This is a genomic window from Petralouisia muris, assembly GCF_004793545.1.
Lineage (GTDB): Bacteria > Bacillota > Clostridia > Lachnospirales > Lachnospiraceae > Petralouisia > Petralouisia muris.
This window is the reverse complement of the sequence record NZ_SRYA01000032.1, coordinates 26,055-40,863: the sequence shown is the minus strand read 5'-3', so window position 1 is coordinate 40,863 and position 14,809 is coordinate 26,055. Positions and strand designations below refer to the sequence as shown.

Annotated in this window: 15 protein-coding genes and 1 pseudogene; 14 read left to right on the top strand and 2 right to left on the bottom strand. The window is 42.3% G+C overall.

Going from position 1 to position 14,809, the window contains the following annotated elements:
* Positions 1–104: 104 nt before the first annotated feature.
* Positions 105–236: pseudogene (locus E5329_RS32215) on the top strand (helix-turn-helix domain-containing protein); the annotation flags it as partial.
* A gap of 185 nt (positions 237–421) precedes the next feature.
* Here the strand turns inward: E5329_RS32215 and E5329_RS15865 are convergent.
* Positions 422–1,459, bottom strand: a complete 1,038-nt coding sequence (locus E5329_RS15865; protein ID WP_456320031.1) for an IS701 family transposase — start codon at positions 1,457–1,459, stop codon at positions 422–424.
* 227 nt (positions 1,460–1,686) lie between these two features.
* Here E5329_RS15865 and E5329_RS15860 point away from each other — a divergent pair, with 227 nt between their 5' ends.
* From E5329_RS15860 to E5329_RS15815, 9 genes are all read left to right on the top strand, one after another.
* Positions 1,687–2,517, top strand: coding sequence for a peptide arginase family protein (locus E5329_RS15860; RefSeq protein WP_135990455.1), 831 nt, complete (start codon positions 1,687–1,689; stop codon positions 2,515–2,517).
* A 606-nt stretch (positions 2,518–3,123) separates the two neighbouring features.
* Positions 3,124–4,113 (top strand): ABC transporter permease, encoded by a 990-nt coding sequence (locus E5329_RS15850; protein WP_275443341.1) that lies wholly within the window; start codon positions 3,124–3,126, stop codon positions 4,111–4,113.
* A gap of 155 nt (positions 4,114–4,268) precedes the next feature.
* Positions 4,269–4,670, top strand: a complete 402-nt coding sequence (locus E5329_RS15845) for a DUF6608 family protein (protein WP_135990454.1) — start codon at positions 4,269–4,271, stop codon at positions 4,668–4,670.
* Complete coding sequence (locus tag E5329_RS15840; RefSeq protein WP_135990453.1) at positions 4,667–4,873, top strand: hypothetical protein; 207 nt, start codon at positions 4,667–4,669, stop codon at positions 4,871–4,873. The genes E5329_RS15845 and E5329_RS15840 overlap by 4 nt, the downstream gene beginning before the upstream one ends.
* 56 nt (positions 4,874–4,929) lie before the next feature.
* Positions 4,930–5,415, top strand: coding sequence for a GNAT family N-acetyltransferase (locus E5329_RS15835; protein ID WP_135990452.1), 486 nt, complete (start codon positions 4,930–4,932; stop codon positions 5,413–5,415).
* Complete coding sequence (locus E5329_RS15830) at positions 5,408–5,953, top strand: amidohydrolase family protein (RefSeq protein WP_275443340.1); 546 nt, start codon at positions 5,408–5,410, stop codon at positions 5,951–5,953. The genes E5329_RS15835 and E5329_RS15830 overlap by 8 nt, the downstream gene beginning before the upstream one ends.
* Positions 5,938–7,098, top strand: a complete 1,161-nt coding sequence (locus E5329_RS15825; protein ID WP_275443339.1) for a transglutaminase-like domain-containing protein — start codon at positions 5,938–5,940, stop codon at positions 7,096–7,098. The genes E5329_RS15830 and E5329_RS15825 overlap by 16 nt, the downstream gene beginning before the upstream one ends.
* Positions 7,099–7,104: 6 nt before the next feature.
* Entirely contained in the window at positions 7,105–7,950 is an 846-nt protein-coding gene (locus tag E5329_RS15820; RefSeq protein WP_135990451.1) for a CPBP family intramembrane glutamic endopeptidase, read from the top strand.
* An 18-nt stretch (positions 7,951–7,968) separates the two neighbouring features.
* Positions 7,969–8,346, top strand: coding sequence for a hypothetical protein (locus tag E5329_RS15815; protein WP_135990450.1), 378 nt, complete (start codon positions 7,969–7,971; stop codon positions 8,344–8,346).
* Here E5329_RS15815 and E5329_RS15810 read toward each other — a convergent pair.
* Entirely contained in the window at positions 8,315–9,874 is a 1,560-nt protein-coding gene (locus E5329_RS15810) for an IS1634 family transposase (protein ID WP_135990449.1), read from the bottom strand. The genes E5329_RS15815 and E5329_RS15810 overlap by 32 nt on opposite strands.
* Positions 9,875–10,035: 161 nt before the next feature.
* On the opposite strand from E5329_RS15810, the gene E5329_RS15805 reads away from it, so the two are divergent.
* The 4 genes from E5329_RS15805 (at position 10,036) to E5329_RS15790 (ending at position 14,773) form a co-directional block, all read left to right on the top strand.
* A complete protein-coding gene (locus E5329_RS15805; RefSeq protein WP_135990448.1) occupies positions 10,036–10,788 on the top strand; it encodes a glycoside hydrolase family 5 protein in 753 nt (250 codons plus the stop codon).
* 16 nt (positions 10,789–10,804) lie between these two features.
* Positions 10,805–12,163: an MFS transporter gene (locus E5329_RS15800; RefSeq protein ID WP_135990447.1), complete on the top strand. Its 1,359-nt coding sequence runs from the start codon at positions 10,805–10,807 to the stop codon at positions 12,161–12,163.
* Between the two features lie 101 nt (positions 12,164–12,264).
* Positions 12,265–13,530 (top strand): hypothetical protein, encoded by a 1,266-nt coding sequence (locus tag E5329_RS15795; protein WP_135990446.1) that lies wholly within the window; start codon positions 12,265–12,267, stop codon positions 13,528–13,530.
* On the top strand, positions 13,457–14,773 hold the full coding sequence (locus E5329_RS15790; protein ID WP_168356648.1) for a hypothetical protein: 1,317 nt from the start codon (positions 13,457–13,459) through the stop codon (positions 14,771–14,773). The genes E5329_RS15795 and E5329_RS15790 overlap by 74 nt, the downstream gene beginning before the upstream one ends.
* Positions 14,774–14,809: the final 36 nt, after the last annotated feature.

Here is a 14,809-nt window from a genome sequence, read left to right as displayed (position 1 = left end):
ATTTTGCGATACCGCTCACAAAATAAGACATTACCTTCTTTTTTATTTTTTAATATAATCTAATCCAGAAGCTTCTAAAAAAATAAATTTCGAGGTGATGAGATATGGAGCAAACTATATTTTGTGAAAATTTAAAAAAATTCCGTTTGACAAAAAAATATACCCAGGAACAGGTGGCCAACAATCTGAATGTAAATGTGCAGACTGTTTCAAGATGGGAATGCGGGATAACTTTGCCGGATGTTTTGACTCTTTCTGTCTTAGCAAGGCTTTATGGAGTAACGGTAGATGATTTTTACAAAAAGAGTGCAGTTGCATGCAATAACTATGCACAACGTTTGGCCGCTGTTATGAAAAGACACGGAAACCGGAAGATTTTATACATTGTTTTTTTGAGTATAAAAAGCTTATCCATGGCGGTCTACTTTCCGTGGAAGATAAATGGAATTATGCAATCATTCATCAGTGGATGTTTGAATATTGTAAAAATACGGCGGACTTCTATATTCCATCTGAATGAGTACAGGAACAAGGGGATGCAATCCATCCATGCACTCCCCGTCTGGTTCAGGGGAGCCTTTTCCTGCCATGCACAAAAAATCTGCAGCTGTGTTGGGAATGCCGTACTGAAGAACAGGCGCCTGGAACCGCCTTCTTTCTCTGTGGCTGTCACATAGGCAAAAACTTCCCTTGCGCCGAAAATATTTGTAAGGACACGGCGCGTCCCAATATAATAACCGCCTATCTTTTCATCCGAAAGCGTAAAATCTTTTTCCGCCGAAAGGCGTTTCCCATGTTTTGCAGGCCTTCCCCTTTTTCCGGTCCGCTGCGGGGCAAGATCATAAAGGACAGAGTCATGCCTTGCATTTCCGATTAGGCCAAGGTTTGGGCATTCATCCACGACAGAAACCAGATCCCCTTTTGTATACCAGCTGTCGCATAGGATAATGACATTCGTCTTTTCCTGTAATTCAGGCATGGTCTGACGCACCATGGAAGCAGCCAGCTTTAATTTTGACTCTTCTTTCTGCCACATACGGTAGGAAAGAGGAAACGCTTGGTAAACAATCCTGTCTTTATCCCACATTGGCACGCAGAGCATGACGCTTACAAAGCAGTGTCCGTTCAGGCAGCCGCTGCCATTATGCGCGGAATGGTCAAAGAGTTTTGAGACATCCTCAAATTTCTTTCCGTACTTGGGGACTATGGCGTTATCAATGCACAGAAAGACGGGCTGTGTCCTAAGGGTTTCCGGGATCAGCTTCAATGCCATGGACGCTGTTGCATTCATAAATCTGGAATAATCCACTTTGGCATAGGAGCAGGCATAGTAAAAGGCGTTCAGAGACTTATCCGTAAGCTTTGACAGGAAACGCCTGTAAAGGAAACGGATGGAATCCGCTGACTCCAGTGTCAGTATGGACAGCACAAGCAGGGCTAATGTCTCAGCCGTAGGAATAGAGCAAGTCTCAAAATAAATGTAAAAATAATGATAAAGTCTACCAATTATAGTTTTTTCGTTGTATAATAAGTCTGTCGTACAGGGTCACTTTCTTTCGTATTTTATTGTTTGCAAACTTATTATACATCAGAAAGTCCTGTATGACATTTTTTTATGGAAAAGTTGTAAAGTGGCGTATATAGACTAATGCTGACTAATATAATTTTATTTTGGAGGTATTAAAAATGAATAATAGTATACAAGAAAAATTAATTAAGGGACATGAAGTGTATATATTTGAAAAACATCACCATGCTTTATTTCCATGGTCAAAAATAAAGGCTGATAATATTGACCATAATTTCATTTTGTTTTCTTTTGATCATCATACAGATACCCATGACCCTTTCTTGTGCTATTGTTATCACCATAATGAAAAAATGGATAATTTAATTAGTAAAATGAACTTTAATGAGGAAAGAAGCGTCAATGATGCAGTTTTGAAACTTAAAAATGATGAACATATAAAAACTGCGCTTAAAATAGGGATATTTGATAAAGCATTTATTATAAGCCATTCAAATACTGATGATTTTCCGGTGTCGGTTCAAGAGAAAGAGAGAATAGAGAAGTTTGCAAAAAATGATCCAGAGTATCTGATGCAGATTATTAGTGGAAATTATGGTATTACACCAAGAGCAGAAAGAACATATGAAGAATCAGATATTTATATGCCGCCATTTGATGCAGAAGGATATTGGGGAGAAAATGACGTATTAGAAGATGGTTTTTTGGCTGAGAAAATGGTGATATTATCAAGGATGTGTTCAAATATTATATCAGCAGAAGGAGAAATTAAGTGCGATTATATTCTGGATATAGACTTAGATTATTTTCATACGATGAAGTCAATTGATCCGTCCACAAAAAAGATATTTTCACAATTGGTAAAATCTGCAAAGGCAATAACAATTGCAAAAGAATCTATTTGTGTTGAGATAGTGAAAAGGGAGAAAATAGTGACAAGTGACATATTACTTGAAAAATTATTGGAATTGTTGGAGTTTATTTTATGATAAAATGTATGAACTAGGAGCGCTAATTCTAGCGCTCAGAGGTGTCTCCTTCCCCGGCAGATACGGACACGGAAAGCCTGCAAAGCCCGTAAACACGGCACTTTCGGCACTACATAGCTTTCAAAGTTACATTATTTCCGTGTGCTTTTAGGAGCATTTTTACATTGGCGAGAGTACGAACTTTTGTTCTGTGGTTGTTTTGCCTGATAGTATATACTCGTAGGCAAAAGTTGCTTATTATCACGGAAACTCGGATACTATCAGGCAAAACTCCATACTATCACGCAAAAGTCGATACTCGCAGGCAAAACCCATATACAAACACGGAAACTGCCTGTATTATCACGGAAACACGCTGGGAGTTTTCGTGATAATATAGGTGTTTCCGTGTTTGTATAAGCAGTTTTCGTGATAGTACACATAAAAATGATAAAAATATCTTGCAAAACTGTTTTTGCTTAAAAATATTTTTTATTCAGCGCAAAGCTCTATCAATACAATCTCCGGGCGGTTATTGAAGCGGAACGGTATGATGCTGTTGCCAATACCACGGCTGACAACCATGTCCGCGCTGCCATCCGTATACAGCCGCCGGAGGAAGAGATCATGGCTGCAGGCAATCCGCTGGATGAAAGCTTAAGGCAGGAGATCCTTTCTGTGGATGGGGTGGTGGATGTGCTGGCCACCCGCCGGTCTCTGCACGGCAAATTTAGGACTTCCGAAAGCACTGAGGCCGGTATGTGCGACATGCTAATGGACTCAAACTGCATGGACGTAGAAGCTGCGCTGGTATCCGGCGCCATACCGACAGATACCCACAGCATCCTTCTAAGTACGAGTTATCAGAAGCACCATGCCGATATGGATGTTGGGGCCACTATTGAGCTGATTCTGGGTCAGGAAACTGTGACAGTTACCATATCCGGACTGTTCGATGCATCGAAGATGGCAAACGGACATGGTGCGCTTGCCATGGATTCGGCGGTCCTGTTCGCACCGGAGGAGTTGTTTCGTGAACTCCATCCTGAAATCGAAAGCTTTGACTATTCCTGGAGCATTGTCAGCGACCCGAAGAAAGCAGAGTTTGCGGAAAGCAGCCTGCAGGAGCTGATATCTGGCCGCAGCAATCTTGGAATGGATACTATAGACGCACATATCGAATATGATAAAATGCAGAGCAGCATTATTTTTGGAAGCCTGCAGGCTCTTTCATGGCTGATCTTCCTGTTTGGCGTTGTCAATCTGATCAATACGACGCTTTCCAACCAAATGTCCCGGAAGCGGGAGAACAGCATCCTGCGCTCCGTTGGCCTGACAGGAAAGCAGTTGTGCCGGATGAGTGTCGCCGAGGGGATGTGCCATGCGCTTTTTGCGGCGCTTACAGTCTTGAGCCTGGGGCTGCCGCTTTCCGTGGCAGTCTGTGCGGCGGTCAGTAAGAAATCCTTTGCCGGCGCAGTTGTCCCTTATCAGTTCCCGTTCCTGCAAATGGGGTTGTTCCTCCTTGTGCTGTTTGGTATGGAGGTAGTCCTGTCAGTCTGGATGGTACGCAGGCAGAAAAAGCAATCCTTGGTAGAACAGATGCGGGCACAAAGTTAAATTTAACTTTCTGAAATATCCTGAGTGATAGATCGGATTTTATACAGCATTTCGCGGCAACAGATAAACATTTCACAGCAATTAAATTGTTTTGGCAGTTCGGGCAGGCTATAATAAAATGTCAGTTTGTGGCGGCAAAAGAGAAAGGAAATAAAATGAATCAGAAAAAATGGATCCGTATTGTGTCGATTTATTCGGTGATATATACAGCAATTACATTGTTCAACAGCGTTTTGTATCTTTATAACGGCATCTATGAAGACCCAAGCGGTAACTGGCATGAGTTAGACAGGGCTATCATTCTCCTGATCGGGATAGCGGCATTTGAGTTATGCACGAATCTGCCTGTTAAGCCTTTGGCTCTCAGATATTTGATTGCATATATTCCTTCTCAGCTGTTGGCGTTCGCCTATGTCTGGTTCAGCGGATTGCGGGAACCTTTGGCGAAAACAGCGTACAGGGATATATGGATTAACTTTACGAGTCTTTTTGTGCTGTTATGTATCATCAATACTGTCATTTATGTTTTTAAGAAAAAGAGAGGAGAAAGGCAATGAGTAAATACAACGCATTATGGGAATATGTGCAGAAAAGCGGAAAGGAATCATTTCATTTGACCTTTGAAGAGATTCAGGAGATTGCGGGTATACCGATTGACCACTCTTTTCTAAAATATAAGAAAGAGCTTGCAGATTATGGCTGGCAGGTCGGGAAAATATCCATGAAAGAACAGACAGTGTGTTTTCATAAGATAGACTGATTGCCACCGTTTTCTGGGAGGCACAAATTACAACCGGTATCCTGGGAGGTAATCATATGGCAGATATGCTGGTTAAACTATATAATATTCCCTATTCACACGACATAGAAGAAAATTTATTCAAGAGTGACATCAGAATTAAAAAAGCATTAGCGCCTGACAGGAGCAAAATCATCGCTTTCGCCAGGACATGTGCAAAAGATGATTATTCAGATGAAGTGCAGGCCGCTTTTTCTAATAACCCCATTACCTGTTATATTGCAACAAGGGGTAAGGAAATCATCGGTTTTGCATGTTATGAGGCGACAGCCAGGAATTTTTTCGGTCCTATGGCTGTGCTGGAAAGTGAAAGAAAAAAGGGAATAGGGAAAGCCCTGCTGCTGAAGTCTCTGGAATCCATGCAGGAGCTTGGCTATACTTATGCCATTATAGGATGGCCTGCAAAATTCGCTATTGATTTTTATAAAAAATGCGTGAACGCAATTATGATTGACGAAAAATCTTCGGGTGTATATAAACGGATGATTGAGATTGATGAATAAAATGAGAAACATTTATAAGGAAAGTTTTACCGATGCATTGAAACAAAGAAATTTGGAGAAAATTAGGGCGTTTCCCAAAGCTGACCTGCATAACCACTTTGTACTGGGCGGAAGCCGGCAGTATCTGCGAAAAATGACAGGCATAAAGATAGAACCTGTGAAAACTCCCATATTGTCCATGGATGAAATGCATGCATGGAACTGGGAAAATCTCGGAGAAAAATTCGAGACATCAGAAATGAGAAGGCTTTTGATTCGGGCCGCTTTCCATCAGGCCAGGGAAGACGGCATTACCGTGCTGGAGATTGGAGAAGATGTCTGGGGGCTTTCAGAATATTTTCATAATGATATTGACGAATTGATTGAAGTGTTTACCACGGCACAGAGAGAAATTGCGCCGGATATGGAATTGCGGCTGCAGATCGGCCTGTCAAGGCATTGTCCATCGGATATCTGGGAGACTGCCTTTCACATTTTTGGGGAAATAAGACTTTTTATTCTATTGATTTATACGGAGACGAATTGGCACAGCCAATAAAAAATTTCAAATCCATTTACCGCAGGGCAAAAAAAGAGGGGTTGCGTTTAAAAGCGCATGTCGGCGAGTGGGGATCTGCAGAAGATGTGAGAAGGGCGGTAGAAGAACTGGAGCTACATGAAGTCCAGCATGGTATTTCTGCAATACATGATGAAAATGGTAATCCAATTTTAATCAGTACGTTTTTATATGAATTGGATAAAGCACAATTCAATCCATCTAATAACATCAAACGTTATTTAAAAACAAGCATCTATACCTATGCAGGTGCATACAGAGAGCTGCTGATATCTTTGCCGGATGATATAGCGGCGATTGGAAAGCTGGTCTGTGACCAGATTACGCATCCGCCCATGTATTTTACAGAGCCGTCTGCGTATTTGGAGGATACCTATTACGGGAAATTTGCATCCTATCCCAGTCATCGTTTTAAAAATGAAGACGAACTATACATAACGGCTGTATCCATGATTGCGGGTATTTTCTATCTGGACGAGGAGGGATTTGGCGAAAATAAAGATGTAACAAAAAGGCTCACCGTATCATGCCGGCAGGCCTCTATCTTATTCAGTGCAATACTGAAAGCAAAGGGGATACCCTGCCGTTCAAGAGCCGGTTTTATGGATTTTGACAATGACGGGGACAGTTATGTGGAACATTGGGTGATTGAGTATTGGGATTTTGGTGAAAACAGGTGGGTTTTGGCGGATGTAGACGGCTATTATGAATATGAGGAACGTTTTGGTTATAGTCAGTTTGATTTGCCGCGGCACAAGTTTATCATTGCGTCGGAAGCATGGCTGGGACTGAGAAGGCATACCCTGCATAAAAACTTAGACATATATCCAACGAATCTATTAGAGGGTGTTTGTGAATATCTCCTGATGGATTTTCAGGCGCTGATGAACAATGAGATTTTTTATTCTTATCAACCAATGTATCTCCGCAGCGGTATCCAGGCACTTAGCGAGAATGAGCTATGTGAACTTGATTATTTGGCAGAATTGTTGGAAGATCCGGATGGAAATATAGAACGGATAGAGCATATATGGAATACGAAGGATGAATGGTTTGTGCTGATGAACAATACACAGTATATTTATCAGGATGCATTCGGAGAATCTTGCACTTCAGAAGGGAAATGATTTGGAATGAGAAGAAATACAAAATATAAATCAGATAGTTTGTGCATTGCAATATTTACACTTTGTTTAGCTGCAAGGTTTATAGAATATTTTCTGATTGAGACAGATAGGACGGCTATTGGAGAAAATGTGATTCATAAAGCAGCTGGAATTATCATATTAGCATTGGCATTGAAAAGGGTAAATCTTACATGGAGTGATATTGGATTTCAAAGAAACGGTTTTGTAAGCAGTATTTTGAAAGGTTTATTATTGGGAAGCGTTTGCTTTGCTATTTCGTATTGGTTGGAATTAACAATTTTAGCACTGCAAGGAAACCTTGCACATTTAGAAATATATATCAGCAGTTTTTCATTAACTGGCTCCCAAATAAAAAATACGGATTTTGTTTTCTTTCTGTTATGTGTAGTATTCAATGTTATCAATGTATGGATGGAGGAAGGCATTTTTCGAGGACTGTTCATTAAAATATTTTCTGAATCAAAACCATTTATGCAGGCGAATTTTATTGCGGCATTTTTATTCGGAATCTGGCACATTGTAATGCCGGTCAGAAGCTGTATGGATGGTGAAATGTCATTTGCGGCAATGGTTCTAATGGGTATCGGGTATATAATCCTTGCCGGAATTATGGGAATTAAATGGGGACTTCTTTACCATATGACAGGAAATATATGGGCGGGGCTTGGCGACCATTTATTAAATAATACCGTTGCTACAAATATGCTGCATGTTATTTCGCTAAAGGGTGCAGACGAATTACAAATTGTCCGGATCATGGCTGCACAGGTAATTTCTTTTGTCTTTGTGCTGGTCGTTTATTGCTGCAGGAACAGGAAAGGAAACAGATAGAAGTTTGGAGGGAGCGCTTTGAAAAAGCGAGAGTTAATTTATATAGCAATTTTGACTTTGAGCATTGCGTTTATGGATATAACAGGTATTCCAAGCGCGTTTTTTGTCCATATTCAAGTTGCGGACATAGAGCCTGTTTACTTTACGCTTATGGTAAATTTCTTGCTCATAGGAGCGGTAGCCTATTTGTTTTTAAGAACATTATGTCCTGCATGGGACTTGGGATTTAGGAAAAAGGGCTTATTGCTGAATCTTATTGAAAAGATGTTGGTAAAAAGTAAAGACAGCGCTTTGCTTGCGGTTGTGCTATCGGCCGTGATGTTCGGAGCTGGACACCTAAAATCCCGTATCAATTATACATATGTCAGCCGATGTTTAGCCCAAAGAGTTCAATAATTTCTCTCTGAAAAGCTGTTGTCGTTGTGTAGATCGGCTTACGTTTCCCTTCAACAGAAACTACCCGCAGGGATTTCATCTCATCTATCACTTCCTGCATATTATGGCTCTTGAACCATCCGGCCTCATTCATGATGTTTTTAATCTGGGAAGAAAGTATCAGGGCGATATACTGGATAAACAGCCGCCCGTCCATTGCTGCTGAGGAATGGATACGCAGCCTTTTCATATCAAGGTCATTTTTCAGGTCATCGAAATGCTTTTCTATTGTATCCTTCATCCGGTATGTTTCAAGTGCCTCCACCGGGTCTTTGACATCATTTGTCGCAAGCGCAAGCCAGCCGACACTGTTCTTTCTGCAGGCATCTATTGCTTCCTGATTGTATTCAACCTTCCTGCCCCGCTTAGGAGTCTCCTTGACAGTAAAAAATCTTTCGTAGTCTTTCTGATGCTCTTTTACCGTACTCCCTGAGCAGAGTTTCTCATATTCCATCAGGATCCGGTGGCTGAACTTTTTCTCATCCAGCGCCGCTTTGATACTGTCAAAATAAACATGAAGGCAGCAGCGGCGCCCTTTCCACTTTATGAGTTCTGTGTCCGCATAGAGTTCTTCCCCAAGGACATTACAGTAATGGCGGTAAGAGACCATTTCATCATTGCGGTGGCGCTCTGCCGCATCCAAAGAAAGGGATGTCGTAAACGGAACGCCAACCAGAAACCGCATACGCCTTCTGTACATGGCATCCACGTTATCCTCGCTGTAAAACCCCTTATCCATGACCATATGCAACCGTTTCGCGTCAACGAGGTCAAACCTTTTAAGGCTTTCCTCCATCGTGCTGACATCATGGACGCTCCCAGGCATAGCCCTGAAGAATAAAGGAAGACGGCTTGTATGTCCGCTGACCATCAGGAGATTGACCTGCGGAAGTTTTTCTTTGTCTCTGTTGTACCCATAGGATACAAATTCGTTCATCTCACTATAGGAGGAAACGCTTGTGATGTCCATGCAGTAATACCTGTCACAGCTATTATGTTCCAGCCATGCTGAAAAGAAGCCCTGGACGAGTTCCGGCGTGATCCGCATCAGCAGTTCACTGATCCGCTGGTCGGCAAGCGCCGTCCCATAAGGCGTGACTGCCTGCCGGGACCATTTTTCAGCTCTGGACAGCGCCTGCCCTTCGCTGACAAGGTAATAAGCGCATGTCAGGATGGCATCCCAGTCATTGGGAAAGGAGCTTTTCAGTATATGGCCGAGCCCGATATCTGCACATACCTTATCCAAAAGGGAGGATATGCCACAACTGTAAGTGAAGCATTTGGGCGGCTCTTTTTCTGATTTGGTCGCAATATTTTTCTGATTGCCGCCACGCATGCCATTTGGCTGCACTGTTCCGGTTTCCGGGTCAAGATGCCCAATGCACTTACGTTTTGATTTTGGTTTTTTTGACTTTTTATCCCAGTATGAGACGTTTTCATAAACGTATGTGGTGCTATTTTTGTGTTTTAGATAGACCAGAGATGCCATGCTGATTCCCTCCGACATATGTATAATTCCCTGTTTTTAATATACCATTTATACATATGTTTGTAAAGAAAAACATTGGCTAAACACCGATTTTATAAGGGATTTGGGGAATAAGCTTAAAACCTATGTATAACAATTTCAGGAAATTAGGTGTATTAGATGTGTTGGAAAAATTGGCTGAAAGATATGCAGAAAGGGAGGGGCTGTGGGGAATCGAAGTCCTAAACGAACCCGTTACGGAACTCATATGGACTTATGGAAAAATTCAGGAACGCTATCCGGCGGCAGAACCAGAGATGGCAAAAGGCAGTGCACCGAATTCACTTGAATTCCTTAGGGATTTCTACACGAGGGCTTACCGGAGAATCCGAAAGTATCTGCCTGAAGAAAAATGTATAGTGATTCATGATGCGTTTATGTTAAAGTCATGGAAAGATTTTATGAGAGAAAAGGAGTTTAGAAATGTAATTCTTGATACTCATATGTATTTGATGAATGCAGAAGGAATGGGTTGTGAGCAGAACTTGAAGGGTTATCTTAATTTTATAGAGGATAATTTCGCTAAAGATATAGCAGAAATGCAGGAATATTTCCCTGTCATCTGTGGGGAATGGAGTCTGTTTAATTCCTATTTATGCGGGTTTGATACAAAGGGTGGCCAGAGTGTTTTAAATGGGGTACAGGCAACCGAAAAGAATCATCTGGATGAAGAGGAAAAGAGATCAGTTTACAGAAAACTGGCAGATGCACATTTAAGAGCATGGGAGCAGGGAGAAGGATATTTTTACTGGAACTACAAATTGCTTCTGGATACCGTCAATGAAGAAGGTTGGGCAGGATGGGATAGCTGGGATTTAGGAAAATGTTATAGTTTGGAGTGGTTCCCGACAATAGGCGGTCAAAAAGAAAGATAAGAGAGGAAAAGATATAATGGGTGATCAAGCAGAAAAAAAGTTTCCGATGTATAAGAAAATTGTATGGAATATACCGGCATTGACTTCAAATGGATTTTGGGGAATTATGTCAGGGTATCTGACTTATTATTTGACGCAGAGTCTGTTATTATCATCAGCATCAGTAGGGATGGTTTTGATGGTGTCTAAGGTATTTGATGGATTTACAGATTTAATTGCAGGATATATTATCGAGCGTACTGATTCGAAATGGGGAAAAGGAAGGCCATATACGCTGTTTGCGTCTGTTGCATGGATTTTTATCATACTTTTGTTTTCTGTGCCCTCTTTTTTCAGCACAACGGGAAAACTGATATATGTATTTGTTTGCTACACGTTGATTAATTCTGTAGCCCTGACATTTTTCAATTGTTCTGATCAGGTATATATGATCCGTGCAATTCCAAATGAAAAAGACAAATCATCTACACTGGCAATTGGCGGGGCAATTGCCACATATGGCAGTACAATTTTAGCCATTGCCATGCCAGTTGTTATTACCACCCTGTGTGTAAAAAAGACAGGGTGGACAATATTAGCCTTGGTAATAGGTATTCCGGCTATCATTCTGGCAGCACTGAGATTTTTTGTTATTAAAGAATTGCCTTTAACAAATGCAGAAGGTAAGGCAGTCAAGGAAGAAAAAATTTCTATTATTAGCATGTTGAAGCAGTTAATCCATAACAAATATGTGTTCATTTGCCTTGGCTTAGTTTTTACGTTTTATTTTGGACAGAATTTGAGTACAATTGTCGGCAGCTATTACTTTACATATAATATTGGAGATTTGACGTTATTGTCATTAATTAGTATGACAACATTGGTAGCTCCAATTGTACTTTTGTTTATCCCTAAACTGCTTGAGAAGTTTGGAAAAGCTAAAGTACTACGCTTGGGGCTGTTCATCAATCTTGCTGCATGTATTATAAGAGCATTTGCACCAACTAATTTAGTCTTGTATGCGGTTACATCAATTGCCTGCAATATGGGCACACTTCCTATGATTTATTTTATTGGGCTGCTATTAATGGATTGCATGGATTACGGAGAGTGGAAGACAGGATACCGGGTTGAAAGTGGTTATTCGGCTATCAATAGCGCAGGCCAAAAAGTCGCAGCTGGTTTGGCTTCTGGTTTTGCGGGAATAGTCATGGGTGCAGTAGGATTTGTCAGTGGTGCAGAAAGCCAGACAGAGGTTGCGCTTGGTGGTATTAAAGTACTCAATATTTATGCACCTATAATCATAGGAATTTTATTGGTGATATTGATTTGCTGTTATAAACTGGATGATAAAATAGATGAAATACGTAAGGAGTTGTTAGAAAAAAGAAAGTAGGTACTTTTTAAGAATGTGTCAGTTTATTATCCAATATTTATTTAACATTTTTGTGTTAGAGCAGCTAAAACGAATTTGCTGGCACAGCCCAATGGGTATCTATGGAAGTGGAGAGCCGTCCGCACCCAGATTTTTGTGGCAAGAAATGGTGGCAGGACATGGATGTGATTCTGGATGAGGCCAGAAAACGGAATATGAAAGTGTGGATTTTAGATGACAGCCATTTCCCTACCGGTTATGCGAATGGTGCAGTAAAAGATGCACCTGTGGAACTGCACCGCCAGAGCTTGTGCGCCGCATCCCTTGCCTGTTCCGGTCCTGCGCAGACTGTGGAGTTGAATTTGGAGGGAATGATTCCACCAGAATTTCACGCTATGACAGTAGAACAATATTTCCTGCCGGAACTGTTAAAAAAGGCTCCCCATTTCTCAGATGATGAAGTTCTGTCGGTCACAGCCTTTTGTAAGGAAACTGGAGAGCAGATTGGTATTCCTCTTCCGATGAATGGGGAAAAATTCCGTTGGGAAAAACCGGAGGGGGACTGGGTTCTGTGGATTCTGGGTCTTAGCCGGAACTGTGGCCCCCACCGGGACTATATCAATATGATGGATCAGGATTCCTGCCGTCTGCTGATTGATGCAGTATATGAATCTCACTTTCAACACTATGCAGCGGATTTTGGAACGACTATCGCAGGCTTTTTCTCCGATGAGCCAGAGCTTGGTAACGGACATCTCTATTTTAATGAAAACATATTGGGAACAGACCAGGATTTACCTTTTTCTGCGGGAATGCCGGAAAAACTGGTGGAAACATTGGGGGAGGACTGGAAAAATAAGATGTTCCTTCTATGGCAAAAAGATGCTGATGCCTCTGAAACAGCAAGAGTGCGGTATGCATACATGGATGCAGTGACAAAACTTGTAAGGGAGAACTTCAGCCGGCAGATCGGTGACTGGTGCCGGGAACACGGTGTGGAGTACATCGGCCACGTGATTGAGGACAACAACGCCCATGCCCGCACAGGCTCCAGCTTGGGACATTACTTCCGGGGACTTGATGGCCAGGATATGGCTGGTATTGACAATATTGGCGGTCAGGTGATGCCTCAAGGAGAGGATGAGCCGAAGGCAAATTATTATGGCGCAGTCCGTGATGGGGAATTTTACCACTTCCAGTTGGCTAATCTTGCAGCCAGTGCTGCTGCTATCCAACCAGAGAAGCAGGGACGGGCGATGTGCGAAATACTTGGTAATTACGGATGGGGGGGAGGGTGTCCGGCTGGAGAAGTATTTGGCAGACCACTTCTTGGTTCGGGGAATCAACTATTTTGTTCCCCATGCGTTCAGCCCAGCGCCGTTTCCTGATCCAGACGCTCCACCCCACTTTTACGTTCACGGCAACAATCCACAGTACAGGCACTTTGGTATGTTGATGGCCTATATGAACCGTGCAGCCACGATACTGAGTGGTGGACACAGAAATGTGCCGGTAGCGATTCTATACCATGGCGAGGCGGAATGGACAGGAGAGTCTATGCTGTCCCAGAAACCTGCCCGCCTGCTGGCTCAGGCACAGATAGAGTATGACACCATTCCTGCAGATGTTTTTGCCGAACCAGATCACTATGGAACGGTCATCGGTAAGACTTTGCGGATTAACACCCAGGAATACAAAGTTCTGCTGATACCTAAGGCGCAATTTGTGACAGCAGATTTTGCCAAGGCAGCAGCTAAACTGTCAGCGGAGGGGATGCCGGTGTACTTCTTGGATGCCCCTCCGATTGGGATTGTAAATGGAGATGATACGCTCCTTAAGGAACTTGCAAATTGCAAAGTCCTTCCGTTGGATGAAGTCGTATCCGCTATGAAACAATTAGGCTTGCCGGAAGCTGAATTCTACCCCGGAAGCAGAGATATTCGGGCGATGTATTATGAGGGATCTTGTTCCTGCTGGCTTTTTGTCAATGAATCCGCAGAGGTTTACAGTGGAACGGTAACATTGCCGGATTCTGGTCCATATTACCGCTATGATGCATGGAATAATACGATTCATCCGGTGGAAGTGTGTGGTGATAAGATTTCTATCCGTGTGGAACCGTTGCATAGTTTCTGGCTGATTCCAGATATTCCAGACGAAAGCTTGATTACCGAGGAAATTCCAGAAGGCGGAAAGGCTCTAACGATTGCTCCTTGGCATCGGAGTATCTGTCGGAGCGCGGACTATCCTAACTTTGGAGATGACAAGGAGGTGTGTCTGCCGGATTGTCTTGCAGAAGAAGTGCCGGAATTCTCTGGATTTGTCCGCTATGAAAGTACCTTTCATCTGGAAAATTGCAGTAAGGTCTACTTGGTGATTAGTGAGGCATGGGAAGGCGTGGAGGTATTTGTCAATGGACATAGCGGAGGGATTCAGATTGCCGCACCATACCGTTATGATTTGACGCCACTTGTTAAGACGAGCGAGAATGAACTGATCATTGAAGTAGCAACGACTTTGGAGCGGTGGTGGTTTGGCATTAATAAGGACAATCCACAGATGCGTATGATGGGTTTGCAGGAGCCTGCTTGCGGCAGTGGTATTACAGGGAAAGTAATGATGTTTACGTGAACAAAACTCAATAAAGCACAAATGATAAAAGGGAAC